General features: G+C 53.7%; 34 protein-coding genes. 1 reads left to right on the top strand and 33 read right to left on the bottom strand.

What is annotated here, in order from left to right:
• Positions 1–189: 189 nt before the first annotated feature.
• The 27 genes from EYB58_RS16250 to EYB58_RS16130 form a co-directional block, all read right to left on the bottom strand.
• A complete protein-coding gene (locus EYB58_RS16250) occupies positions 190–522 on the bottom strand; it encodes a DUF6848 family protein (RefSeq protein ID WP_111959845.1) in 333 nt (110 codons plus the stop codon).
• Positions 523–721: 199 nt separating this feature from the next.
• Complete coding sequence (locus EYB58_RS16245) at positions 722–1162, bottom strand: hypothetical protein (RefSeq protein WP_111959843.1); 441 nt, start codon at positions 1160–1162, stop codon at positions 722–724.
• Between the two features lie 12 nt (positions 1163–1174).
• Positions 1175–2860 carry a DUF2586 domain-containing protein gene (locus EYB58_RS16240; protein WP_111959841.1) on the bottom strand — a complete coding sequence of 562 codons (1686 nt, stop codon included), beginning with the start codon at positions 2858–2860 and terminating at the stop codon, positions 1175–1177.
• A 13-nt stretch (positions 2861–2873) separates the two neighbouring features.
• Positions 2874–3131, bottom strand: coding sequence for a hypothetical protein (locus EYB58_RS16235; protein ID WP_111959839.1), 258 nt, complete (start codon positions 3129–3131; stop codon positions 2874–2876).
• Positions 3132–3144: 13 nt separating this feature from the next.
• Positions 3145–3612 (bottom strand): hypothetical protein, encoded by a 468-nt coding sequence (locus EYB58_RS16230; RefSeq protein WP_111959837.1) that lies wholly within the window; start codon positions 3610–3612, stop codon positions 3145–3147.
• Positions 3609–4109: a hypothetical protein gene (locus EYB58_RS16225; protein ID WP_111959835.1), complete on the bottom strand. Its 501-nt coding sequence runs from the start codon at positions 4107–4109 to the stop codon at positions 3609–3611. The genes EYB58_RS16230 and EYB58_RS16225 overlap by 4 nt, the downstream gene beginning before the upstream one ends.
• On the bottom strand, positions 4106–4600 hold the full coding sequence (locus EYB58_RS16220; protein WP_111959833.1) for a phage virion morphogenesis protein: 495 nt from the start codon (positions 4598–4600) through the stop codon (positions 4106–4108). Before EYB58_RS16220 ends, EYB58_RS16225 begins: the two co-directional genes overlap by 4 nt.
• The gene (locus EYB58_RS16215) at positions 4600–5034 is read right to left on the bottom strand and encodes a phage protein Gp36 family protein (protein WP_111959831.1); all 435 of its coding nucleotides are present in this window, start codon (positions 5032–5034) and stop codon (positions 4600–4602) included. The genes EYB58_RS16220 and EYB58_RS16215 overlap by 1 nt, the downstream gene beginning before the upstream one ends.
• Before the next feature lie 173 nt (positions 5035–5207).
• Complete coding sequence (locus tag EYB58_RS16210; RefSeq protein ID WP_111959829.1) at positions 5208–6200, bottom strand: major capsid protein; 993 nt, start codon at positions 6198–6200, stop codon at positions 5208–5210.
• A 51-nt stretch (positions 6201–6251) separates the two neighbouring features.
• Entirely contained in the window at positions 6252–6839 is a 588-nt protein-coding gene (locus EYB58_RS16205; RefSeq protein WP_111959827.1) for a hypothetical protein, read from the bottom strand.
• A gap of 55 nt (positions 6840–6894) precedes the next feature.
• Positions 6895–7725 carry a hypothetical protein gene (locus EYB58_RS16200; RefSeq protein ID WP_111959825.1) on the bottom strand — a complete coding sequence of 277 codons (831 nt, stop codon included), beginning with the start codon at positions 7723–7725 and terminating at the stop codon, positions 6895–6897.
• 113 nt (positions 7726–7838) lie between these two features.
• Entirely contained in the window at positions 7839–9110 is a 1272-nt protein-coding gene (locus EYB58_RS16195) for a PBECR2 nuclease fold domain-containing protein (RefSeq protein WP_163354583.1), read from the bottom strand.
• On the bottom strand, positions 9103–10674 hold the full coding sequence (locus EYB58_RS16190) for a phage portal protein family protein (RefSeq protein WP_111959821.1): 1572 nt from the start codon (positions 10672–10674) through the stop codon (positions 9103–9105). Before EYB58_RS16190 ends, EYB58_RS16195 begins: the two co-directional genes overlap by 8 nt.
• On the bottom strand, positions 10674–12281 hold the full coding sequence (locus tag EYB58_RS16185) for a hypothetical protein (protein ID WP_111959819.1): 1608 nt from the start codon (positions 12279–12281) through the stop codon (positions 10674–10676). Before EYB58_RS16185 ends, EYB58_RS16190 begins: the two co-directional genes overlap by 1 nt.
• Positions 12281–12838 carry a DUF3486 family protein gene (locus EYB58_RS16180; protein ID WP_111959817.1) on the bottom strand — a complete coding sequence of 186 codons (558 nt, stop codon included), beginning with the start codon at positions 12836–12838 and terminating at the stop codon, positions 12281–12283. The genes EYB58_RS16185 and EYB58_RS16180 overlap by 1 nt, the downstream gene beginning before the upstream one ends.
• A gap of 1 nt (position 12839) precedes the next feature.
• Positions 12840–13139, bottom strand: a complete 300-nt coding sequence (locus EYB58_RS16175) for a VpaChn25_0724 family phage protein (RefSeq protein WP_111959815.1) — start codon at positions 13137–13139, stop codon at positions 12840–12842.
• Positions 13139–13297 carry a hypothetical protein gene (locus tag EYB58_RS23290; RefSeq protein ID WP_163354581.1) on the bottom strand — a complete coding sequence of 53 codons (159 nt, stop codon included), beginning with the start codon at positions 13295–13297 and terminating at the stop codon, positions 13139–13141. The genes EYB58_RS16175 and EYB58_RS23290 overlap by 1 nt, the downstream gene beginning before the upstream one ends.
• Entirely contained in the window at positions 13294–13680 is a 387-nt protein-coding gene (locus tag EYB58_RS16170; protein ID WP_111959813.1) for a transglutaminase-like cysteine peptidase, read from the bottom strand. The genes EYB58_RS23290 and EYB58_RS16170 overlap by 4 nt, the downstream gene beginning before the upstream one ends.
• Complete coding sequence (locus tag EYB58_RS16165) at positions 13677–13997, bottom strand: hypothetical protein (protein WP_111959811.1); 321 nt, start codon at positions 13995–13997, stop codon at positions 13677–13679. The genes EYB58_RS16170 and EYB58_RS16165 overlap by 4 nt, the downstream gene beginning before the upstream one ends.
• 31 nt (positions 13998–14028) lie before the next feature.
• Positions 14029–14223, bottom strand: a complete 195-nt coding sequence (locus tag EYB58_RS16160; RefSeq protein ID WP_111959809.1) for a hypothetical protein — start codon at positions 14221–14223, stop codon at positions 14029–14031.
• Between the two features lie 46 nt (positions 14224–14269).
• A complete protein-coding gene (locus EYB58_RS16155; RefSeq protein ID WP_111959807.1) occupies positions 14270–14881 on the bottom strand; it encodes a hypothetical protein in 612 nt (203 codons plus the stop codon).
• Positions 14882–14907: 26 nt separating this feature from the next.
• Positions 14908–15378, bottom strand: coding sequence for a hypothetical protein (locus EYB58_RS16150; protein ID WP_111959873.1), 471 nt, complete (start codon positions 15376–15378; stop codon positions 14908–14910).
• A 245-nt stretch (positions 15379–15623) separates the two neighbouring features.
• Positions 15624–15821 (bottom strand): hypothetical protein, encoded by a 198-nt coding sequence (locus EYB58_RS16145; protein WP_131072097.1) that lies wholly within the window; start codon positions 15819–15821, stop codon positions 15624–15626.
• On the bottom strand, positions 15814–16581 hold the full coding sequence (locus EYB58_RS16140) for an antA/AntB antirepressor family protein (protein WP_207309069.1): 768 nt from the start codon (positions 16579–16581) through the stop codon (positions 15814–15816). The genes EYB58_RS16145 and EYB58_RS16140 overlap by 8 nt, the downstream gene beginning before the upstream one ends.
• A gap of 42 nt (positions 16582–16623) precedes the next feature.
• A complete protein-coding gene (locus tag EYB58_RS16135) occupies positions 16624–16818 on the bottom strand; it encodes a hypothetical protein (protein WP_131072096.1) in 195 nt (64 codons plus the stop codon).
• 47 nt (positions 16819–16865) lie between these two features.
• Positions 16866–17039 (bottom strand): hypothetical protein, encoded by a 174-nt coding sequence (locus tag EYB58_RS23285; protein WP_163354579.1) that lies wholly within the window; start codon positions 17037–17039, stop codon positions 16866–16868.
• Positions 17039–17230, bottom strand: coding sequence for a hypothetical protein (locus EYB58_RS16130; RefSeq protein WP_111959803.1), 192 nt, complete (start codon positions 17228–17230; stop codon positions 17039–17041). Before EYB58_RS16130 ends, EYB58_RS23285 begins: the two co-directional genes overlap by 1 nt.
• A gap of 313 nt (positions 17231–17543) precedes the next feature.
• On the opposite strand from EYB58_RS16130, the gene EYB58_RS16125 reads away from it, so the two are divergent.
• Entirely contained in the window at positions 17544–18881 is a 1338-nt protein-coding gene (locus EYB58_RS16125) for an IS701 family transposase (protein ID WP_111960851.1), read from the top strand.
• Here EYB58_RS16125 and EYB58_RS16120 read toward each other — a convergent pair.
• From EYB58_RS16120 to EYB58_RS16100, 6 genes are read right to left on the bottom strand one after another with little or no spacing between them, the layout of a single operon-like run.
• Positions 18853–19119 (bottom strand): Mor transcription activator family protein, encoded by a 267-nt coding sequence (locus tag EYB58_RS16120; RefSeq protein WP_111960504.1) that lies wholly within the window; start codon positions 19117–19119, stop codon positions 18853–18855. The genes EYB58_RS16125 and EYB58_RS16120 overlap by 29 nt on opposite strands.
• Positions 19120–19140: 21 nt before the next feature.
• Positions 19141–19710 carry a regulatory protein GemA gene (locus tag EYB58_RS16115; RefSeq protein WP_111960506.1) on the bottom strand — a complete coding sequence of 190 codons (570 nt, stop codon included), beginning with the start codon at positions 19708–19710 and terminating at the stop codon, positions 19141–19143.
• Positions 19703–19870 carry a hypothetical protein gene (locus EYB58_RS23280; RefSeq protein WP_163354658.1) on the bottom strand — a complete coding sequence of 56 codons (168 nt, stop codon included), beginning with the start codon at positions 19868–19870 and terminating at the stop codon, positions 19703–19705. The genes EYB58_RS16115 and EYB58_RS23280 overlap by 8 nt, the downstream gene beginning before the upstream one ends.
• The gene (locus EYB58_RS16110; RefSeq protein WP_111960508.1) at positions 19857–20090 is read right to left on the bottom strand and encodes a hypothetical protein; all 234 of its coding nucleotides are present in this window, start codon (positions 20088–20090) and stop codon (positions 19857–19859) included. Before EYB58_RS16110 ends, EYB58_RS23280 begins: the two co-directional genes overlap by 14 nt.
• Positions 20087–20782, bottom strand: coding sequence for a DUF3164 family protein (locus EYB58_RS16105; RefSeq protein WP_111960510.1), 696 nt, complete (start codon positions 20780–20782; stop codon positions 20087–20089). Before EYB58_RS16105 ends, EYB58_RS16110 begins: the two co-directional genes overlap by 4 nt.
• The gene (locus tag EYB58_RS16100; RefSeq protein ID WP_111960512.1) at positions 20779–20988 is read right to left on the bottom strand and encodes a hypothetical protein; all 210 of its coding nucleotides are present in this window, start codon (positions 20986–20988) and stop codon (positions 20779–20781) included. Before EYB58_RS16100 ends, EYB58_RS16105 begins: the two co-directional genes overlap by 4 nt.
• Positions 20989–20992 lie beyond the last annotated feature (4 nt).

Below are 20992 nucleotides of genomic sequence, written 5' to 3'. Positions count from 1 at the left end.
CGATCGACTCCGGCGATCAACTCCGGTGATTCATACTCTTAAAATACCGCTCTTCCATCCACAAAGCTCCGGCGGCCTGCTCCGCAAATATTTCCGGGTCTGCATCCGGTGATTCCCGGAGCCAATATCTGATCAATACCGCATACTGCGCGACGTTGCTCCGTGTCAGATCCGCCCGTGCTTCCCGGATCAGTTTCCCAGATCACCAAACCCGCACGCTTTGAGCAAAGCGCCCCCAAACGTGGAGGCAAGACCAGGGAAGGCCTCAAATTTCTCTGTCATCAAGGCCTTGTCGTCGGGGTGCACAGACCCGGCGCACAGGTTCTTTAGTGCCAGGGTGGGCGATTTCATCATCTGCTTTTGTGCCCGCTCCGTGGATTTGGCCCCTGGCTGGGCAAACCGCAGGCTCACAGACACGTCCTGTTCTGAAAATGAGTCAAAAAAATCGTGGGTGAATGCTTTGTATTTCGGGCCTGTGGCTGCCTGTTCTTCAGTGTTTTCGATGGGGGACGTCTGGGCCATAATGATATTCTCCGTTTGATGGTGGGGGCAGGTTTTAAATCTGTCCCCGATGATAAAAAGTCATGCCGGGTTTAAAGCCACCGGGAAGATCCGGGCCGATGGATGAGGACAGATTTTAAATCTGTCCCCCGGCGGGATGTGTCCCAGGGATGCAGATGATGTTCCCGAAATCTGTTTCGGGAACATCACTCAAACCCGCTTAGGTCGTGGGATACGCCGCTATGCCATTCCACTTGATGGGGCTCAAAATGATAAAATCCAGTTTGATCACCCCCACGTTGTCGTCATCCTGCTTGCCCGATGTATCTGCCTTGGTAATCATGCAGTCCGGGAGGATATCCACAATAACCGGGCGGTCCGGGTTGGAATAGGACACGATGACAGGGAAGGGGTTGTTGCTGTAGAACGAGCCCCCCAGACCCAGCTTTAAAAGCTCGGCTTCGTCCTTGTCCAGGGTCATGCTCCCGGATGCCTTATAATTCTTTCGGCCAAATCCCCGGGGGATGGCTCCCTTGCCGTATCTGGCTTCCACGGGTCGTTCGTCGTTGTAGCTGATTTCCGCGATGCCTATGGCCACGCCGGAGGGCTGGAGTTGAATCTCCACGCTCTCCCAGTCGTAGTAATTTCCATTAATTGCCATTATTCAGGTCTCCTATTGCAGTCTGGGGTCAAAGCCGCTGCCCGCATAAATGTAGCTGGCGTACAGCTTGATCTGTCGGATAATGGGGATGCCAATGAGCTGCATCTCCACGGCCACACCGTTATTGACGATGTCCTGACCGTCGGGGATGGTGATCACATAGTCCGCCAGTTCATGGGGAATGGCCGCCTTCATGGTGTTTAACGCCATTTCGATATTGGCCTTGAGATAGTTCAGGCCAGATGCGCCGCCCTCGGCCAGGGGATCGCCCGCTTCGTCATACATGCTCTTGAGCGCTGCAATCCGGGCTTTTCTGACAGCCTTGAACACCGTCCTCAACACTTCAATGTATTGATAATCGCTGGTGACATCGGCCAGGGTCTTGGCATCCCCCCAGTACGCCGAACTCAGGCCCGCATAATACTTGGCCGTGGCGTAGCCTGCAGTCTCCAGGGTCTTTTGCATGCCCTCGGTGAAATCATCGGGCAGACTGCCCTGGGAGATCCCGGAATCCCTGACACGCCCCGTGGCCCGCATCACCGGAATTGACAAAATCTTGCCCGCCATCAATCCGGCCCAGTTCCGGAACTGGGTATAGCCCAGGGTGTCTGTCACCTCGCCAAAGGCGCAACACACGGATACAAATCGGTGGGCATACCCCTGTTTTTCCACCACCATGGCTGCGGTCCATTCGTTCAGATCTTCACTGGCATAGGGCAGTCTGGCCTCTGCCAGAAAGAAGGTGGGACGATGGGCGTTCCATAATGTATCCGCCTTGGCACCCATGGCGGCCCAATCCACAGAATCCGACGGCCCAACCACATAAACAAACTCCACATCAAACAGGCTCAAGGGTTGTTCCAGGGCTGTCATCACAGAAGTTATGGACGGCACCGGGGGCAGGAGACGGCATTCATAGATCACGCCTGCCACCAGATCAACACCCGATGCCACGGTGATGGTTACCCCGGTATCTCCAGCCACGATCTGTCCGTTAAGCGGCACGGTTTTGGTGGGGCCGAAAGAATCCCCGTCCAGGCTGAGCTGATAGGTGGCCACGTTCAGCGCCCCGGCGCTCATGATTTTCAACACCAGATCCGCCGCCGCCTTCACCGTGCCGGTGAGGGTGACATCCGGGCCGCCGCTGCCTGTCTTGGTGACAGGGCCAATGGGTGCCCGTACGGAAAATTCATAGGTATCCCCCACCTCATGGGTGCCTGCAGCCAGGGTCAGCGTGGCACCGGTGGTGCCTATGGAAATCTGTCCGTTCACCGCCACAGCTTCGGTGTCTCCCCAGGTGGTGCCGCCATCCTCGGACACCTTGGCGGTGGCCGTACCCAGTGCGCCGCCTTCCACAATTTCCACAACGGCATCGGCATTGCCCACGGCAACCCCGGTGGCCGCGCCTTCCGGGCCATCCCCGGTGTGCTCCACTTCTGCAATTTGCCCGCCGGCCGATCCCGTCACCGGCACGGCAATGGCAATGGGAGCCTGCCCGCCGGTGGCAAACAGATCCCGGAGCCGATCCACCAGAGGACCGGTGCCCAAAAGCCCGTCCAGATCACTGGATTTCCCCAGCAGATACCCCTTGCCAACGGTCCCGGTGCTGCAGACACCTGCAACAATACAGGACCCTTCCACGCCGCCGGGTGCCAGTCCACTGGTCCCGTCAACGATATATTCAAGTACGTCACCCATGATTCATCTCCTTTTAGATTTTGCCTGCGCCCATACGTCTGGCCCGGAACTGCACCAGGGCAGTGGTGAACAGGGCGTCCGTCACCTGCTTCCCGGGTGCCCATCCAGCGGCCCGGAAGAGCCCTTGCCTTTCCCAGTCAGGGATACCCATCTGTGCTGCCAGGTCGTCAATGTCTTCCATGGTCCCCGGTGCCGGTTTTGCCGCCGGTGCGGGTTTCTTTGCGCCCGCTGCTTTCGTGGGGGCTTCCTGCTTTTTCGTTGTCTTGCTCATGTTGTCTCCTTTATCAAATGCGTATCCGCCAGCCCGTGGCAGACAATAAAATATTGCTGTCGGTGACCACTGACCACTTGCCGTTCAAGGACAGGTCTTTATAGATCAGCCCGTCGGCCATGATCATGCCACCGTTAATTCCCAAAACCCATCCGCCGTCCAGCCGTAAACATGCCTCTCCAATCCCGGCGGTTATCTGACTTGAGAACGCCTCAGAAACCTTGGTTATGCCCCCGCTAAAAAAGACATCCAGTTGCGCCAGAATCACCGGACTGTCCAAAACAACCGGCCACCTGCCGTCCAGTCGTGCCGTGGCCCAGGGATATATCTGCAGAATATCTTTGCTAATCCTCACCAGAGATTCAGCATCCATGGGATTCTGGCATTCAATCACCAGAGACCAGTCGCGTCCGGAGGTGGTTCCCGTGGGGTCATACCATGGCCCACCGGGAAAATAGCTGTAGAGGATCTTACCCTTCAAAAGAAATTAACCTCCTTGATCAACGGCACCTCACTATCCCGGCAAACCAGCCCGGTGAAGGTGATGTGCAGGGCATTGGCCCGCTTGGTAAAGACTTCCACCGTTTTGGAGGCAAACCCGCCCCGAACGGCACGAACTGCCTGTACCCGCACCAGGTTATTATCCGCATTGGCTATTTTGTAGGGCAACTCCATTAGCAAGCTGCCCACAAAGGATTCCAGCCATGCCTCGTCATCGGATCTGACGTCTGCCCGAATGGTCAGGGTGGTTTCATACACCGCTTCGCGCAGGGTTCGATAGGTGCCCGGATTCTCTGTGGATGCCATGCGGGCAATGCGCCGGGGTTTTCTTGCAAAGAGCTGAGTCAGATAACCCAGCTGCAGCCGCTTTTCCGGCAACAACAAGGTTTCCCTGTCCGGCTGGTCCATCACCGCCGTTTCCGGCAATCCGGCTCTTACCGCCGCTTCTGTGATGACTGTCTTTGCGAATGTTCTCATCTTCCCCCAAGCCCCCGCTGCATAAATAGCCGGATGGTTTCCGCTGCCTCATCCACATCTTCCTGGTTCAGCCCGATGTAGGGCCGGGCAGGTATCTCCACTTTCTTTGTGATCACAAACCCGTTGGGAGTCTTGAATTTCAAGGCTCCTGCGCTTTTTGGTTTGATGGTGCCTCCGAACTGGTGGATGGCCCCCTTAACCTGATCCGATGTCCCCACAGCCACCGCCGTGGACGATGCTTCATAGTTAATGGAGCCCTTCAGCCCCCCTTTGTCCACCAGGGTTCGTCCGCTTTCGTTTTCAGCCCTGGCTGATTTCGCCCACTCCTCCCCGTCGGGTCCAGTCCCGGTTTCAAACCGTCCCAGGGTGGCGGATACAAACTGCTCTCCCAGGGTTTCGGCCAGTTCCTGACGGTCGTTTAAAACAGTCACAGCGCTGCCAAGCACCCTGTTGATCCGGTGAAAATCCATGCTGAAGCTTGCCCCGGCCATTAAAAAAGCCCCCAGGTGTCAGGCCCGAACAACACCGCAGGTGCAGACACACTGATACCCGGGTCACCTGCATCTGTTTCAGGGTAGGGCATCAATTTCCCGGAACGGATACTGTCCAGATCCTTCCGGGACTGGTCAAACAGCCGCTGCAAGGGTATCCATTCGTTGTTTGAACCCGCTTCCGTATTCATGAGGCTGGTGATATCCCCCACACACCGCCAGGCGGTTATCACCGCACAAATGCGCTTTAAAACCGCAGATGACTCTGTCTCCGGGATGGTGTGCTCCCCCTGGAGAATGGCCTCCCGGATTTCCAGGGATACATTCGAAAGGGTTCGACCCACGGTGCCGGGGTTAATCTGCTCTATCTTGTCCAGATATGCCTGGAGCAGATACTCCTTTAAATCCGTTTCCGTGCAGTATAAAACCGTCATATTCTGCCTGCCCTTGCCTGTCCTGGGGACAGATTTTAAATCCGTCCCGTTGATTTTGTGTCATGGGGACGGATTTAAAATCCGTCCCCGTTCCAATGGATTTTCGTCGCGTTCAGATTTTCAATCCGGGATATAAACCCACTTAAAAATGAGGTTGCCTCCTGTCAATACCGTTATTCCGCCGCCAGCTCAGCCCAGCAAATACCGTTGGGGTTGATCACCGGCAAGGGCTTACTCATGCCCAGCACATCAATCCCCGATGGATTCTGTTTTACAATGGGCTTCATAAAGAACGGCAGGGGCTGCAGGTTTGCATCCAGATCATCCAGTGCGCAGTAATAAAGGGCATGCCCGGCATCCAGGGCGATCATGCACAGCTTGTGTGCCGCCACCTTGTCCACCGCCGCGCCGGTCTGGGGATTCTGATATGTCTCATCCATGGGTTTGACCAGATACCCGCCCACGTCAATACCTGCTTCCACCTTTTCCAGGCGGATGTTCTGCTTGATGGTTGACTTTACACTGTCCACAATCTTCATCAGGGCCATATAAACATCATCTCCGGCCCAGATCTCAATGGTGCCGCCATATCCTTTTTTTCGGATTTCCCTGCGCATTTTCATCAGGGTATCGTACACGTCGGCAATCAGCACACCGTCGGCATCCCATTTTTTGTCCGGGGTATAGGAAAGCACAGAGCCATAGGACACCTGATAAGTATCCCACCCCCCGGATTCCAGTTTTAACGGCCAGGACACGGTACCGGACAGCGCCGTTGTCGCAATGCCCTCACTGGATCTGCGCACAATACGTCGCAGTTTTTCCTGTTTGGATTGCAGCCATACCTCCCGGGTGGCAATGCCCCATGTTTTCAAATCATTGAGTTCCCTGGCAGAGATAAAATCACTGGGGTTCAATGCCAGCGGCTCAATAAAGCTGTAACTGGAACTGCCATCGGACACCGGCACCGCCGGGGCGGACCGGCTGATCACAGGGGTGGTCTGGGTGATCTCAATGATATCCTTGATGCCGATCATGGCCATGGGATGCTGAAGCCTGTTTTTAAACACCGTATCCATGACGGTACTTTCCAACGGTGGCAGGGCTGCGAATGTTTTAACCTGGGTCTGTTTGCCAAACAGGGCCAGGACTTCGGAATGCAACATGTTAAATTCTCCTTATGGCTGGGGACGGATTTAAACCTCCTCCCCGTCTTGTTAAACCGGGTAAATCCCGCGATCCCTGAGCCGTTCAAAGTCTGCAGCCACACAGGCCACCGGAGTGGTGCCCTTGGTCAGCATGGCCTCTTTTACCGTTCCATGTACCACCAGGGTGCCGTCAATGGCTTTGGTGGTATCCACATCCATATCCAGTACGCCGGCAATTTTCCGGCTTGAGGTGACGGTGATATCCGTCTCGTTCACCACATTGACATTAAAGGACACGCTGATGGCTCCGGTCTTGCAGTTTATGGTGCCGGATCCCCCGGCATCCCCGGTGAGCCGCCCCATACCGTCATCGGCAAAAGCTTCCACCCCGTCGGTGACCACCACACTGCCCGGTTCCAACGGGGCTCCGGTCACCGTGCCGGTGTACGCTTTGGTGGATCCGTCTCCGGTACCAAGCACCTGGGTCAGATCTACGTAGGGGACGCCAAGCCCGGAACTGTTTTTAGACAGCAAGGCCCCTGCACGCAGGGTTCCCTGGCTGGCTGCCAGCTTCATGGCGAAAAGCATCTGGTCATGGCCAGGTGCCCGGACGGTCTTTACCTGCACAGTCAATGTGCTGATTTTCGCGTTGTGCATACATTCTCCTTAAACGGCCACAAGGTGGCCAGCTATAAATTGTGTTACCAGCGAATCACACCCGGCTCATCAAGGCGGGCATGTCTGGTGCATCCGTTTCTCTCCCGGCATTCGGTGCGGAAAACTCGGTCAAAAGCCCCCGGTCCGGCAATCCCTGCAAAAAGTCAAACAGATGGGAGGACAGGCTCTTTTTGCCTTTACCTGCAGACAGTTCAATCTCTGTGCCTTCTTTGCCCAGAGCCAGGGCAATTTCTTTCACCAGGGGTTTGTCACCGGCCAGGATCTGTTTGCCCACCAATTTGTCTATGCGGGTTCCAATCTCTGCCTCCAGGGTCTTTTGCCGGGATTGGGACAGCTCTGTTTCTGCAGTAGCCGCCTTGGTTTCTGCGGTTTTCCTGGCCTCTTTTTCCGCTTCCAGTTCTTTCTTTAGTTTTTCCAGCTCCATGTGTGTCTTCTCCTCTTTCCGGGTTGCATCCGGGTTAGAAAATTCTATGGTTACACCATCTTCCCCTTGAAACATCACATCCGCAAGCCCCGGCACCGCCGGGGGTACAGCACCCAGAAGCCCCACATGCCGCAAGGTCTTCTTGTCTGCCATCAGGGAGATGGACACTTTTTTATAATGCCCGGCTTTCACCAGGTCTTTAACTGTTTCCGGCACCTGCTTGAACCGGGCCAGAAGGATATCCCCGGTGCGTTTCAACTGATCCACCCATCCAAACGCCGGGTGATTATCCTCGGGGTGCCCAAATACCAGGGGAGCCTCACGCTCGGTGGGATTATAGGCGCTGGCAATACCGTCCAGATCCCCGGTGGACAACGTCACCTGTTCGCCGTTTTTGGCCGTCCATGTCCCGGCCTTGCATATCTCAATCCAGTTACCCATTGACTCTCCTTTAAAATCTCAATAGTATGGCCTTATGGGGGCGCGGCATGCGGGGGACCCGCCCCATCGTACCGCATGCGGTGTACCGGGTTGCGGAGTGACCCGGCACTCCCCTATTTTTTATAAATCAAGGCCCCGTTCCTCAGTGCGTCCGTGTATGCCATCTTGTCCGGAGGAAAAGCCGTCACCCCCTCCCAGCCATGCCGGTCATAATCAAAGGTGGCAAACCCGGTGATCTTATTGTCCGGACCGTCGGAAAATGCCGCGATATACCGCCGTCGAAGAATCACCCGGCCCGTTTGTATATTTTTCTGGGGAACCAGCCACACCTCATACGGTTCCTTGATGGTTCGAGCCAGCAGCTTCAAGTACTTTTCCCGACCTTTTTTCGTGATCTTTAGCTTACCACCGGCGGTCTTGAACAGATCCTCGCCGATGACCACAGCCTCCCCCAGCACGTCTTTGTAGACCATGACCTCCCCGGCCTTCAAACCGAATTCTGTCAAAAATGCTTTGACAAAATGGGCTTCGGCAGCCTTGCTGTCATGCCCGGTGCGCTGCATATAATCGGCTTTATTCTCCAGCAGATCTTTATCTGTAAACCGGTGATGGGCTGCAACTGGCAGGTTATCCATCTTCCGCCGCTTGTAATTCTCAAAGGTGCGTATCCCAATGTCCGTAAGCCCACCTGGTCCCTCCGCCGGGGTGATGCCCCCAAAGGCGCTCTTGCCCGGATGATAGGTAAACCCCGGATCCGGCATCAGCAGCCGGGCAGGCACCTTGTTGCCGGTTTTCGGGTCCACCGGTTCCACCAGCTTGCCGGTCATGTCCTCGGTCTGCACGGTCAACCCCTGGTTTTTCACCTGACGTTCGGACAGGGTTTTCACCGTGCATCTGCACCGGAATCCATTTAAAGGCCACCAGGTATCCCAGAAGGCATGATCCAGGGGATAAACCATGCCGTGCACCGCCGTGTGGGTGGGCCGGGTACGGACGTCCAGCACCGCAGAGTATTGTCCGTAGGGTCTGGTTCCGGCGGCCCGGATGGCCTGTTTCCATCGGCCTGCCATGTAGGCCGCCTGGACATTGGTGCGGAAAATATTATCCACCCGCCAGGCACTGACCCCGGTCCAGCCCCGTTTCTCCCACACATCAGACAGACCCTTCTTAAAATCTTCAAACCCGATCTTACCCTCAATGGCCCGGGTCAAGGCCTCATACACCATGGCAAGCTCATCCCCCCTGGCCATGCCGGAAACGGCAAAGGCTTTCATTTTAGCCTCATCGGACAGCGCATAATATTCCTTTGGGGACAGCTGGAGCTTCTCCTTCCAGAAATCATGTGCGTCTTTGAACGGCAGAGCCTGGGGTTTAACCTTACCCATTGCTCTCCTCCTTTTCGGCGTACATGCCATACAGACAGGCATTGAGCTCGGCCCGTTCCATCAGGGATTCAAAATCGTCCTGGTGCAGATCCGGATATAATTCCAGCAGACGGACGGCGGCCTCTTCATAGTCTGTGGTTGCGGATATGGCCTCTAAAATTGCTTTTCTGGCTTTTCCGGCACCCTTAGCCCCGGCTTTGGTCAATTTGTCGCAAAAAGCGTCTATTTCGGCCTGGCCCGGCGGGATGGATTTTAAATCTGTCCCCTGTGCTAAATTCGTGCCCCCTGCAAATCCCAGCCCTTCGGTCGGTACCGCAGAGGCCGCTGCTTCGCTTCCTGGTCGCATATCAAATTCATCCTCGGACATCCGGTACCGCCGGGTGAACCGCTCTTTTTTAAACTGCACGCCCAGACTTGAAAGCTTGGTGTCCAGATCTGCCAGGGCCTGATAATCCTCGGGTTCCCGGTACCGGAATACCGGCACCTTTGCCATGGGGTTGTTTACATTGCGGTACCGCTTGGCCAGGCGGTTCATGAAGGTGACAATGAGCTGCTCATCCGCCTCCTGATAATCGGTGAGCGACTCCATGCTGGTCTTGGATTCGGCATAGGACCCGGTGCTGGTGCCCTCGTTGGTCAGGCTCTGACCCTGGAGCGCCCGGGCAATGGAGGTATCGCAATATTTTATCAGATTCGGGTGCAGATCCCCGGTGGACCCGGAAGCGGATTCAATATCCACGGTGGTATCCCCGGACACCACTGCCACGGCATTCTGAACCATGGCGGTGAGCTGGGACAACGCCTTGTTTCTCTCTGTTTCGTCCCCGTTCACATGCCCGATCACCCAGGGCATGCCAAACCGCTCGCACAGGGTGGCCCAGAAGCGTATCCCGCCCTTTTTGATGGCCACCGGCCACAGGCACCGGCTCAGCAGGCGCAGGCCGTAGGGGTTCACCGCATCGGGGAAATACCGCACCATCACCAGCTTTTCATACACCGCCGCTTCCGGAATCCCCTCATGGGGTCCCATGAAAACCGGCCGGTGATCCCCGTCGTATCCAAACCACTCCATGGGTCGGGGTCTCAAATCCTTGATGCGCAGCTTGCCGCCATCCTTGTACCAGATGATTTCCACGGGTGTGGCCCCATAAAACGGCGCATCAAGGATCTGGGAAAAAATATTGTACAGATCAATGTCTTCAAGATCCTGTTTCAGGTCGTCACACAGATCCACAGCCGCCTTGTCCGGCTCCTCGTCCCCATCCTTGCCGGGGTCAAGCCCGTAATCTTTTTTCTTCAGGGTGCCAAGCTTACGGTTCTGCATGGAGGAGATGACCTTGTCATCGGCGGTCAGACTCCGGAGCACGGCCGACAGATCTCCTGTTTTCTGCAGCACCGGATCCGGATCCGGCAGCAATCCCAGCCACCCCACCGGATCAAACCCGCCCACAGAGCCCCCTGCGTATATTTCACCCAGCAGCCCAGACGTCTTGCTTACCGGCCATTTCAGTTCCGACAGGTCTATATATTCCGTGGGCGATACCCATATCCCGCGCTTTTCCATCAATACCCCTCAAACATTCGGGTTGTTTGCCATGGATTGGCCATGGAGACTTCCATCCTACGGCCCGGCAGATCTTTCGACGCGGCAAAATCACCCAAAGCCAAAGCAATGGCCATATCCCCATGACGCTTGATTTCATTGTCTTTTGTGTCAGCCGTCCTGAGTTTCGGCAACTTCACAATACCGTCGATGCGCACCAGTGCCCGCAAATCATTTTTAACATCCGCATCCCGCATCAAGTCGATCATGCCGTCGGTGAACAGCTGGACAAAATGCTCCATGTTTTCCCGGTACCAGGCATCGTTGAGCATAACCAAAAAGATTCGATCATATCCATATTTGTCTGCCAGATACTCCGCCAGGATCAAGCCGTTGCCGGTGGCATCCATGGCCCCGCACTTCCATCTTGGAATCCGGTCTATGATGTATTTTAAAATCTGCTCCTGGTGCCGGGTGGGGACGTTGTGCATCTCCAGGGCCCAGGGAACCTTTCTGGTCAAATCCTGCATGATTTCCACCGGCGCAAATCCTGCCATGTCGCAATATCGGGAGTAATCAGACCCAAAAACATGCTCATTTTTCGGATTCAACAGCTTGATCAGCGGCTTGATATTTTCATCCATCCACGCATTGGTCCATGAATCACGGTATTCCAGATCACGGAGCTTGAACCCGTCATCCAGAGACAGTCTGACAATGGGCCGGGCTTCGGACATGCAGCGCTCAATCAGAACACCCGGAATGGCCACGCCACTGCCTTCTCTGGGGATGGCATCCAGCTCTTCTTTCATGGCCTCGGTATTGGTGCCGTAGCTTTTTCGGACCCGTTCATACCATTGCTTTTTCCCTTCAGGCGTGGGCGCTTTCCCTTTCACAAAACAGACCCGCTCATACAGACCATTGGCCACCGCATCATCAAAGGTGACATGAAACACCTCATAGGGATTGAGCTTGGCCCTGGCATCCTGTATCAACTGGTTGAACGGGTTCTTCTGCCCGTTGTGCGTGGAAATAATGCGGATGCGCCCCTCCCATATCAACAGGGCGTTACAAGCGTCTATTACTGCCTGCACGTTTTTATGAAATGCGGCCTCGTCGATATTAACAATACCCTGAAGCCCGCGGATGTTGGCCGGATTGGAAGACAGGGCCACGATTTTAAACCCCGATGCAAAACGAATTCGATATGCATTGATCATGCGGGTACCGCCATCCGGCTGCTGATCTTCGAACAAGAAGACCTCGATGCCAGCCCACCCTTTGGCCATGGCCGTGGCCATCACCTTGGCCATATGTGCGCAATAGCCGATGAATTCCAGCCCCTTTTCTTTTGTATCCCCGATATAATAAATATCACTTCCGCCGTCCGTGCGGGTGGTGGAAGCGGTGATGGTATCGTCCAAACCGGTGGCATATGTGATGCCGGTACGCCTGCCCTTTTCGGCAATGCAAAGCGGATGGGCATGTATGAGACTGCACCACTCGGCCTGGTGCGCCATAAAAAGGCCTTGGTCGAGCGGGTTGCAGTCCTTCGGAATCTCCCGAACGGAGTCCGGCAATTCCTCCCACTCCAGTATGCGGATGGTGTCTCCAAAAAGCTTGGCCATCACCGCACCCCCAGAACCTTTTCACGCCAGAACTGCGCCTGACTGTTGTCCATACCTTGCTGCTTTGCCGTTTCTTCCACCTCGTCAGCTGCCTTTTGAAGTATTTTGCTTTTCAACTGCTCTTCCCGTTCCAGACTGACCTTACTTGCCCGCTCAATGCGCTGGGAGATAAGCGCCACCTTGTTCAAGGTATCCACATCCACCTCCCCCTCATTGGCCACCAGGTTAAACGCCAGGGTCTTGACCATCTCGGTAACGGCCCGGCCAAGATCCGTGCCGCTCTGCTCCCCCAGACCGCCCACCAGGGCATTGGCAGCCTCCCGGGCCTCCCGCATCATGGCGCCTTTTTCCTCCACGGCCATGGCGTACCGACCCAGGGCGCTCTTGGAGATGGGCTTTTCCCCCCGCATGTCCAGCACCGGGTTGATGGCATCCAATATCCGTTTCTGGGTAAGGGCACGATTCCTCAACGCCGAGTTAATTTTGATTTTAACGTCTTCGGGCAGCTGGTCTATACTGGACGGTCTACCCCTGCCTTTACGTGGTTTTTTGGCCATGTCACGACCCCGGACCGGGACGTTTTACCCCGGGCACCCGGGTACGACCGTGGGCCACGTCATTCCCCCGCTGGGTCAACACGGCAATAATGATCCCGTCATCGTCGTCAAAACGCACCAGGCCCTGTTCCCGGAGCCAGCTCAACTCCGTGCGCACCCGGTCACGGCTGGGGGTGAATCCGTAATTGCCCACCAGATCTGCCAGGATCGAGTCATTCAAGGTGTAATTCGGGTCTTCAGCCAGCAGTCTCAGGATGGTAATCCTCAGGTGTCGCTGAATCGTCTGTTCTAAACTGGCCATTATTCTCCTCCCCGCTGGATATAATCCGTCCACCCGTGCGGCGCCGGTACTTCCTGCCCCAGGGTGCCGTGATCCGGCCCTTCAGGCCGTTGTGATCCCTGGCATCCGGCCATGGCCAACGTAAATAATACCGTGATCAGCAATAGTGTTTTTTTCATGATACCACCGCCCTCCAGACGCCTTTTTCATCCTGCATTCTGTCCCACTTGTAGTGATCCATCATGCGCCAGGATTTAGGCAGTTTTTCCCGGTTGTCCAGCACCCACCATGTCTCGTCTGTCCATGTTGCGCCAAGTATGGCGATCAATACGGCATGGTACCCGCCGGTTTCGGTATAGCAGGTGGCCAGACGCAATTTTTCCTTTGGCCAGCCAGCTTCCAGCAGCAAATGCCGTTTCAGGAGCGCATAATCTTCACAATCCCCCAGCCCATCGGCGGGGATGGCCCAGTGGTCGGATTTTTTGTAATGCTCAAGATCGCTTTGATAGGTGATATCCCAGTTTACATCCCGCTGGATTTTCTCAAGGTCTTCAAAGTTCATTTAGTGTCCCCTTTGTTCAACAGGCACTCTTGAATCATATCCACAGAGCCCTTTATCCCGGTGACCGTTCCGGACACTTTGCACATCTGCTCCGAGACAAAATTGATCCGCTCGTAAACCTTCCCCAGATCGGCATGGGAAATGCTGGATGACTCCAGGCGCACCACGCGACAGGCCAGCTTTTCGACATCCTTGGATCTGGCATTGGCGCGGTTGCTGATCCAGACATACACGCCGATGATCACCGTGATCGCATACTGCCCGATGTTAAACCAGAACTGCATGGCCGAATAATCTGTTGTGGGGGCCTGATTCATATGCTGCCAACCCGGTCGCCGGTGACAGCCATTATGCACCTTCCTCAGAAATGCCGAGCTGCTGGTTAAGCGCATGCCGCCGGTCATTGCGCATGGACACATAAACAGCTATGGTTTCAGGGGTGATCTCTATGCCGGTATCGGTTTTGACCCGGTCGATGGTGTCGATGATCAGGTTCAGCCCGATGGCTGCAGCCATGATGTAGTTATTGCTATTGTCCGCCATGGTGTTATTCTCCTCCATTGCCCGTAAATTCGGCGCGGTTATGCGTCTATTTCTGGCTGTCTGCCAGCATTTGTGCCAGTTCCATGGACAGTCTGCGCAGGTATTCCCGCAGGGACGTTTTGTCCGCTTCCGGCACATCCCCCAGGAGCTTCCAGGTATCCAGGATCTTATCTGCTTCCTTGAAATAACCGATAATTTTATCGTGCAGCGCAGGGTCGATCTCAATAACGGTGTCCTGGTAGGCCACATACATCTCCCCCGCATGGATATAGGCATCCTGGGCATCGGCATAGGTGGCCAGGGCGATGATCCCCGGATCATCTGTCTGGGCGATGATCTGTCCGGTGACGGTCTTGTTTGCGGCACATCCCGTCCACATTGTGCCGGCGATGATGACAGCCAGGGTCAGGCACGCGATCACCGGCAAAATCCTGGCCCTGCCACTCTCGTTATCGATCTCACCGGCACCGCCGGTCAATGTGACAGCCCCCTTGGTCATAAACCGCAGCACGATATTAATCACCGGTATAGCCGCCAGCAATGCCGGATAAATCTCGTCCGGCACGGTGATCCCGAATGCGACCAGCAGCGAAATAATGCCGAGTATGATGGCGTTAAAATTAATGGTCTTGCTTTTGATAGCGGTTTTAGTGTCCATGGGGTGCCTCCTGTAAAGAATGTTTGTTATGGGGTGGTGCAGTATTTCCGGTAATTGTCGATGAATTGATCCACCGTGCCTGCCCCCAGGGCCGTGTTGTAATGCCGCTTCCAGTAAGCTGCCAGGCCGGGGATATCGTCGGCGGCGGGCAGGGATGCTTTCACCCGGAGATAATGCACCCGGCAAAGGGCGATCTGATAGTCCAGATGGGTCTCCAGATGGGTGGCGGACGGGTGTTTCACCCCGGTGACACGCAAAATCCGGTCGGCAAGTTCCAGCTTATAGCGCAGATAATTGTCCCAGATATCCAGTTCCGTGGCCGGTTCGCATTGAAAAACCCCCCGGGCAGGCCCTCTTATCTGTCGGATATAGGTGCCGAACCCGGATTCCTGGGCAGCGGTTCCCAAAAGCAGGTTCACCGCTGACTCGGAATAGAGTTCCATGGATTTTAATGTCTGTGAAATCAGGTCTTTGAATTGGGGATAATAAAATGGCATGGCGCCTCCCTGGTGCCTGTAAAGTGTATCCGGCCCGTTATCAGGCCCGATATGCTTACATACAACGCAAGGCAGGAAACAATCCACCAAAGTAGTTTCCTATTTTGGCCTTAATGGCAAAAAATCCCAAAAAAGAGACCCTTTTGCCGATGTCAGCAAAAGGGTCGGGGGAAGGGACATAAAAAACCCCGGTCAGGCATGGCCTGATCGGGGTGGATAAAGGTTAAAGGCTAAAGGCTACCGGCTCAATCATGACACCTTGACGGCGTGCCTGTCACCTTTCTCAGGTCGTCACTGAGCTGGTTGAGGATCAGCAGAAATCCGGTGAGCCCGGAATCGGACATGGAGAAGTCGCTGGCCCTGGCGGCGCAGATCAGGTCTGCCAGGCAGTCGATGCGCACGGCGACATCCTCCACCCGATCCACCATATCCATGCTATCCATGGGATACCTCGCCGGAGAACAGGGTCATCTGGCCGTCGGACTCGGGGGCACCGAACACGCCGATGTCCCGGCTCTGTTTGACGGCTTTTCGGATGGTGTCTTTATGGGTATCCATGAGCTTGCCGACCTCGCGGTTGGTCAGTCCCATGGCCTTGTAGCCGCTGGCCCTCCGGAGGAGGAGGAACCGCTGGTCTGACAGGCCTTTCAGGCTTGTGGTGATCTCTTTTTTAACCTGGTCTTTACCTGTCTCTAATCCGAGCTGGTAGACCCGATTCACATATTCGGTGACATCGAATGGGCGGGTTGTTTGACGGGCTATCTTTTCGCATTCAATGAAATATTGACGGGCTTCCCGACCCTTGTCGTTTCTTTCCACCATAGCCAGTTCCTTGGCCATGTCCAGGGTGAGGTGGTAATTGACGCTGGGACGTCCACCCAGATCGGGTTCAACCTCGGAGCCTTGGGGGTTTTCCCCAAAACGGGGGTAAACTCCATTTGATGCGGGTTTCGGGCTGTCATAGGTGATAATATAGTCCGCATTCAGGGCAAATCCGTACTTGTCGATACGGCCCTTGATCCATGTAGAGAAGTCCTTCCCGACCTCAAGAAATTGATAAAGCTCCCGGGCATCAACGGAACGTTCCCCCTCCTCGTTTACAAAAATCTGGATGGTGCCGCCCATGGGGTTCTGGAATTCGTCGGATTCGGTGTTGATGGAATGGGAATGGATTGCCGTGGTGTTGTGTTTTGCGTCTTTCATTTTAAATCTCCTTTGGGTAAAAAAATAAATGAAAGCCCGATTTTACTCTCTCAAAAACAAAAAAGGGCCGGTACGCGGTTGAGAGATCGCCCCAAAGGAAACGACAACCCCGAAGGGTTCCGCGCACAGGCCCAGAGTATGTGGGATGTGCTTACGCAAAAAAAGCGGCAATCTATTGGCGCCGCTCATGCGCCTTTGGGAAGACCGGCTCTCAACCCGGGTCATGGATTTTGCCATGACATCCTCACCTTGCCACCCCTGATTCGGGCTGTCAACTCATTTTTTCACTTTTTTGTTTTAGATGGTTTGATGATTCTGTACCCATTATCCTGCAGCCATTCATGAAACTGCCGGGCAGTGAACAGGCAAAAAGCCCCCGGGGCAGTGCATTTATCATCAGACAAACCGGGGCATCCGACGACCCGGCAGAATTCGTGACGCTGGTATTCTTTACCCATCAATTACCTCCCAGCTGTTTGATGCGCCGTTTGATCACCTTGAGCATACTTGTCCGGTTCATGTGGTGTCTTTCATACTCCCAGCAGGCCTTTGCCAGGGGGATATCTTTTACGTGATACATGGACACCACCCCATCAGCCACGGATGACCCGCATATATCCTGGGCCTGTTTTTTAATTTCGTCTTTCATGTTGCGCTCCTTTTATTTAGATTCAGACCCGGACACGATTTTCCGAATCCATTGCACCGTCAATCCATATTTGACGGCCAGTTCTTTATGACTGAAGTTTCCTGAAAATTAGAATCGGTTTGAGAAAGCCTCAAGATGCAGTTGGCATGGAAATTGAGTTTCATTTTTCATGCCAAACTTAAACGGTTTGTTGAAATAACATACTGAATTTATTTAAAATAAGCGATAAATAGATCTTGGAAGGTAGGCGCTCCTATGGTATATTTTAATTGGCTAATTAATTGAAATTATACCAAAAAAGGAGCGACCTACCATGTTTATATTACGTGATTTGCTATTACCTCTGCAAGCTGTATTTTCTAATACTGTTCAGGGACAGAAACGGAAGGTCTGGTTTGTATACACGCTATTGGCTGTGTTGGTTCCATTTACATCATCAATCACCTCTAACCTGTTACGTGCCCTGCAAACTCTATTTGGTTTAAAGCTGAAAAGTCAGCGCTTTTATGCCTTCATGGCAAGCCCAACATTACCATGGAAAGGACTATGGCATACGATGTGGGGAATGATTCCGTCACCAGCTGTAAAAGAACGAATTCTGCTAGTACTGGATGATTCCATAAACCCAAAGAGTGGAAAAAAAATTTTTGGTTGCGCATATTTTCACAACCATGCCTCAAAGTCTAACCAAAGTTCGTATCCATGGTCACAGTGTATTCTGGCAGTAGGATTATTGAAAAAAATAAAATCCAGATGGGCCTGCCTGCCTCTTGATTTTCGATTTTATATGATGAAAAAGGACATTGAGGCAGAATCTGCGACTGCCACACGGAAAGGAGAGGTTCTTCATTTTGAAGACAAAATGGCACAGGCGGCCACAATGATAACGGATATTCGAAATTACTATAAGCAACCGGTGTTGATTGTGACAGATAGCTGGTTTGGCAACAATGGCCTCTGGTCCAGGTTGGATCGTAGAAATGAAGGCTCTTTCCACCTGCTTTCTCGTATGCGAACAAATATTATTCTGTATGATTTTGCACCTGTCGCTACAGGAACACCTAAGGCTGGCCGTCCACGAAAGTATGGCCTACGTTTGGGTTCTGTGGATGATTGTGCAGGGAGGTTGAAGGAGAACTCCCAGAGTTATAGGGTTTTTCTCTACGGCAAAAAAAGGGAAGTGCTGGCGTATTCACAAACCGTTATGCTGAAGACGATGAAGTGTAGGGTGCGGGTTGTCTGGGTTTATCGAAAAACACGGTACGTTGCCCTCATGACCACAGATATGAGGCTTTCGGTTGAGCAAATTATAGAATATTATGGCGCGCGCTGGAAAATTGAATCAGGATTTAAAGAAATTAAGCAGGAGATTGGCAGTTCAAAATCACAAGTTCGGAATTCGGAAGCCGTACTGAATCACCTTAACTTCTGCATGATGTCCACAACGCTGACATGGATCTATGCTGACCGGTTGGAAAATGCACCCGATCGAAGATATAAAATTCGGGGACGAGCCGGATTTGCATTTTCTGATGTGCGGCGGATAATTGCGGAGGCGGCATTGAGTTCTGATTTTTATAGTGTTTGCCCTGTGCCAGCGCAAACCCCACAAAAATCTTTCGTCAAAATCCTGCTACGCATGGTTGCATAGCAAAAAACTCGATAAATTTACAGGAAACTTTAGCTTTATGATTTTCCCCTGTGAATTCATTGCGTATGGCCCTGTTTCTGGCTTTTGCCCCCAGCCGCCCTGGGGAGGGAATATACACCCGCTCCCCCCCCACCCGGGCCACCAGTCGGGCCACCAGATCCAGCCCGATGACCTCCGCCACCTGCCGCAAATCCTCGGACAGGTCCTCCATGCTGATTTTTGCACGTGAATTCGTCAAACAGGGGCTCCTTGTATGGGGTTAAAACGGCATGGAGACACGGTCTTTGTACTTAGCTGGCATATGTTCCGCGATATAGGCATTGATTTCCAGGCTATCAAAACTCTTGAGCCACCAGTCTTCACCGTGCAGCTTCACCATGCCGTTTTCAAACATCTTTTTAAGCCCCTCGATCGCCCGGAAGGCATCCCGGCCTGTCTTTACCCGGTCGATCTTTAAAAACTTTTGCATCCACCGGGTCATCCCGTCCTCACACCGCCAGGTGATAAGGCCTGCCAGGGCATCTATCTTTTCCAGTTCCGCCGGAGATGCCATGTCAATGACCTTGGGGTATTCCCGGGTTTTGGCCGGGTTTTTGCGCTTGAGATACCGGCGTTTTTTTGAGACGATGACAAACCCCCGGGAGGCAAAATAATCAATGAACTCCTCTGCCTGGCCGAAGGTGAGCCGGGTGGAACTGTCCACGCCGTAATGGGCTGTCATGATGGCCTTATAATCGTCCTTGTCCATGTTCAATTGCTGGCGGGCAATGGCCAGCAATTGACGCTGCTTTACGCTGCTGGGCTGGTTCTTTTTAGCAGTTTTATTCATTATAGGCCTCCATGTCAAAGGCCTCCACGGCCTCCCTCAGGGCGGTGATGCACCGGGTAGACACCACCATCTCATTCGATGCATACGCATCCTCAGAATACCATGCGGCGTTATCGAGCAGCTCGTCTGCCGCTTCGAGTATTGATTCAATCTTTTCCATGTTTTTTCCTCATATTTTCATCCCTGATCCGGCGCATCTCCGCCACATCCATGGGCGCAACGGGTCGGCTCAGATCCGATGGTTCACGTTTTATGGCCCGGTGCGAAATGTCCCGGGCACGTTCTCCCTGACGGTCGGCGGTATCAGCAAGATCCCAGGCAATGGCCGCCATGTAGTTGTGGCTTTTCAAGGGCAGGCGGCTGGGGCAGACCACCCTCATACAGCTGCCATATCCAAGGTGATGCACTCCCAGTCTTTTGAGGTTTTACCGTCCACCTCGGGCTTGTAATAGGCCCTGATATATTCCGTGCTTCCAACAACCCGGGCACTTTTGTGGATGATATCCATGGCTTTCTGCCAGTCCTTGTTCTGGATCTTCAGCTTTCTGAGGCCCAGAATCCGCTGGGTGTCCACCGGCCCCATTTTGTCCAGGTTAAAGATGTTTTCAACAACCGCTTTGATGTGGGCATTGCTGCCCTCTGTCCATTCGTTCAGGCACTTGTCGATGAGTTCTTTCGCAATGAGCAGCCCCTCGTCAAAGGCGATGACATCCCCAACCTGCTTATAGATTTTCATTTTCCCATTATAAGATGTCAGGGTCACATTGCCCTTTTTCCCGCCATATTTTACGTCATATTCCTCAGCAGACAAGGCCACAAAACTGGCCACCTCGGACAGCATTTCATCCTTATGGGTTTTCAGGATCTCCTGGAGACCCCGCGCCTGATCCACCAGGCGTTTGACCAGGTCATCCTTGAGGAGTGTAGCGGGATCTATGGTTTCGACCAGAACCAGCCTGCCCTGGCCATCTTCCATGTATGCCTTGCCGTTAAAGGTGATCTGTTCCGTTTCAATGGTTTGTTCTTTTTCCATGATGTTTTCTCCCTGTTTTTTAGTTCGTGATTCGTTCATATGGCTCTCTTACACCTGTCCATGGTGGTCGGTACCCATTTGGCCAAAAACACCACCGTGTTTGACGCACACTTGGGGCATGTGCAGGCCGGGTTATAGGCTGAAAAGATATGCTCACAATCCATGCAGATCATGGCATTCGAAAGAGACAGACAGTGATTTCTGGTGTTTATTTTACGGGCGTTGCGGATCAAATTGTTTCTCATTTTA

Source organism: Desulfobacter hydrogenophilus (assembly GCF_004319545.1).
Classification (GTDB): Bacteria; Desulfobacterota; Desulfobacteria; order Desulfobacterales; family Desulfobacteraceae; genus Desulfobacter; species Desulfobacter hydrogenophilus.
This window is presented reverse-complemented; position numbering and strand designations above follow the sequence as displayed.

Excerpts from the sequence above, each read along its gene's own strand:
- EYB58_RS16105 (WP_111960510.1), bottom strand. The coding sequence starts at position 20,782 with ATGAACGAATCACGAACTAAAAAACAGGGAGAAAACATCATGGAAAAA.
- EYB58_RS23290 (WP_163354581.1), bottom strand. The coding sequence starts at position 13,297 with ATGAAAAAAACACTATTGCTGATCACGGTATTATTTACGTTGGCCATG.
- EYB58_RS16100 (WP_111960512.1), bottom strand. The coding sequence starts at position 20,988 with ATGAGAAACAATTTGATCCGCAACGCCCGTAAAATAAACACCAGAAAT.
- EYB58_RS16225 (WP_111959835.1), bottom strand. The coding sequence starts at position 4,109 with ATGAGAACATTCGCAAAGACAGTCATCACAGAAGCGGCGGTAAGAGCC.
- EYB58_RS16115 (WP_111960506.1), bottom strand. The coding sequence starts at position 19,710 with ATGAATAAAACTGCTAAAAAGAACCAGCCCAGCAGCGTAAAGCAGCGT.
- EYB58_RS16180 (WP_111959817.1), bottom strand. The coding sequence starts at position 12,838 with ATGGCCAAAAAACCACGTAAAGGCAGGGGTAGACCGTCCAGTATAGAC.
- EYB58_RS16195 (WP_163354583.1), bottom strand. The coding sequence starts at position 9,110 with ATGGGTAAGGTTAAACCCCAGGCTCTGCCGTTCAAAGACGCACATGAT.
- EYB58_RS16215 (WP_111959831.1), bottom strand. The coding sequence starts at position 5,034 with ATGACGGTTTTATACTGCACGGAAACGGATTTAAAGGAGTATCTGCTC.
- EYB58_RS23285 (WP_163354579.1), bottom strand. The coding sequence starts at position 17,039 with ATGGGTAAAGAATACCAGCGTCACGAATTCTGCCGGGTCGTCGGATGC.
- EYB58_RS16250 (WP_111959845.1), bottom strand. The coding sequence starts at position 522 with ATGGCCCAGACGTCCCCCATCGAAAACACTGAAGAACAGGCAGCCACA.
- EYB58_RS16160 (WP_111959809.1), bottom strand. The coding sequence starts at position 14,223 with ATGGCGGACAATAGCAATAACTACATCATGGCTGCAGCCATCGGGCTG.
- EYB58_RS16235 (WP_111959839.1), bottom strand. The coding sequence starts at position 3,131 with ATGAGCAAGACAACGAAAAAGCAGGAAGCCCCCACGAAAGCAGCGGGC.
- EYB58_RS16145 (WP_131072097.1), bottom strand. The coding sequence starts at position 15,821 with ATGGATAGCATGGATATGGTGGATCGGGTGGAGGATGTCGCCGTGCGC.
- EYB58_RS16155 (WP_111959807.1), bottom strand. The coding sequence starts at position 14,881 with ATGGACACTAAAACCGCTATCAAAAGCAAGACCATTAATTTTAACGCC.
- EYB58_RS16190 (WP_111959821.1), bottom strand. The coding sequence starts at position 10,674 with ATGGAAAAGCGCGGGATATGGGTATCGCCCACGGAATATATAGACCTG.
- EYB58_RS16165 (WP_111959811.1), bottom strand. The coding sequence starts at position 13,997 with ATGAATCAGGCCCCCACAACAGATTATTCGGCCATGCAGTTCTGGTTT.
- EYB58_RS16245 (WP_111959843.1), bottom strand. The coding sequence starts at position 1,162 with ATGGCAATTAATGGAAATTACTACGACTGGGAGAGCGTGGAGATTCAA.
- EYB58_RS16110 (WP_111960508.1), bottom strand. The coding sequence starts at position 20,090 with ATGAGGGTGGTCTGCCCCAGCCGCCTGCCCTTGAAAAGCCACAACTAC.
- EYB58_RS16135 (WP_131072096.1), bottom strand. The coding sequence starts at position 16,818 with ATGGCAAAATCCATGACCCGGGTTGAGAGCCGGTCTTCCCAAAGGCGC.
- EYB58_RS16170 (WP_111959813.1), bottom strand. The coding sequence starts at position 13,680 with ATGAACTTTGAAGACCTTGAGAAAATCCAGCGGGATGTAAACTGGGAT.
- EYB58_RS16130 (WP_111959803.1), bottom strand. The coding sequence starts at position 17,230 with ATGAAAGACGAAATTAAAAAACAGGCCCAGGATATATGCGGGTCATCC.
- EYB58_RS16200 (WP_111959825.1), bottom strand. The coding sequence starts at position 7,725 with ATGGGTAACTGGATTGAGATATGCAAGGCCGGGACATGGACGGCCAAA.
- EYB58_RS16205 (WP_111959827.1), bottom strand. The coding sequence starts at position 6,839 with ATGCACAACGCGAAAATCAGCACATTGACTGTGCAGGTAAAGACCGTC.
- EYB58_RS16210 (WP_111959829.1), bottom strand. The coding sequence starts at position 6,200 with ATGTTGCATTCCGAAGTCCTGGCCCTGTTTGGCAAACAGACCCAGGTT.
- EYB58_RS23280 (WP_163354658.1), bottom strand. The coding sequence starts at position 19,870 with ATGGAAAAGATTGAATCAATACTCGAAGCGGCAGACGAGCTGCTCGAT.
- EYB58_RS16150 (WP_111959873.1), bottom strand. The coding sequence starts at position 15,378 with ATGCCATTTTATTATCCCCAATTCAAAGACCTGATTTCACAGACATTA.
- EYB58_RS16185 (WP_111959819.1), bottom strand. The coding sequence starts at position 12,281 with ATGGCCAAGCTTTTTGGAGACACCATCCGCATACTGGAGTGGGAGGAA.
- EYB58_RS16220 (WP_111959833.1), bottom strand. The coding sequence starts at position 4,600 with ATGGCCGGGGCAAGCTTCAGCATGGATTTTCACCGGATCAACAGGGTG.
- EYB58_RS16240 (WP_111959841.1), bottom strand. The coding sequence starts at position 2,860 with ATGGGTGACGTACTTGAATATATCGTTGACGGGACCAGTGGACTGGCA.
- EYB58_RS16175 (WP_111959815.1), bottom strand. The coding sequence starts at position 13,139 with ATGGCCAGTTTAGAACAGACGATTCAGCGACACCTGAGGATTACCATC.
- EYB58_RS16125 (WP_111960851.1), top strand. The coding sequence starts at position 17,544 with ATGTTTATATTACGTGATTTGCTATTACCTCTGCAAGCTGTATTTTCT.
- EYB58_RS16140 (WP_207309069.1), bottom strand. The coding sequence starts at position 16,581 with ATGAAAGACGCAAAACACAACACCACGGCAATCCATTCCCATTCCATC.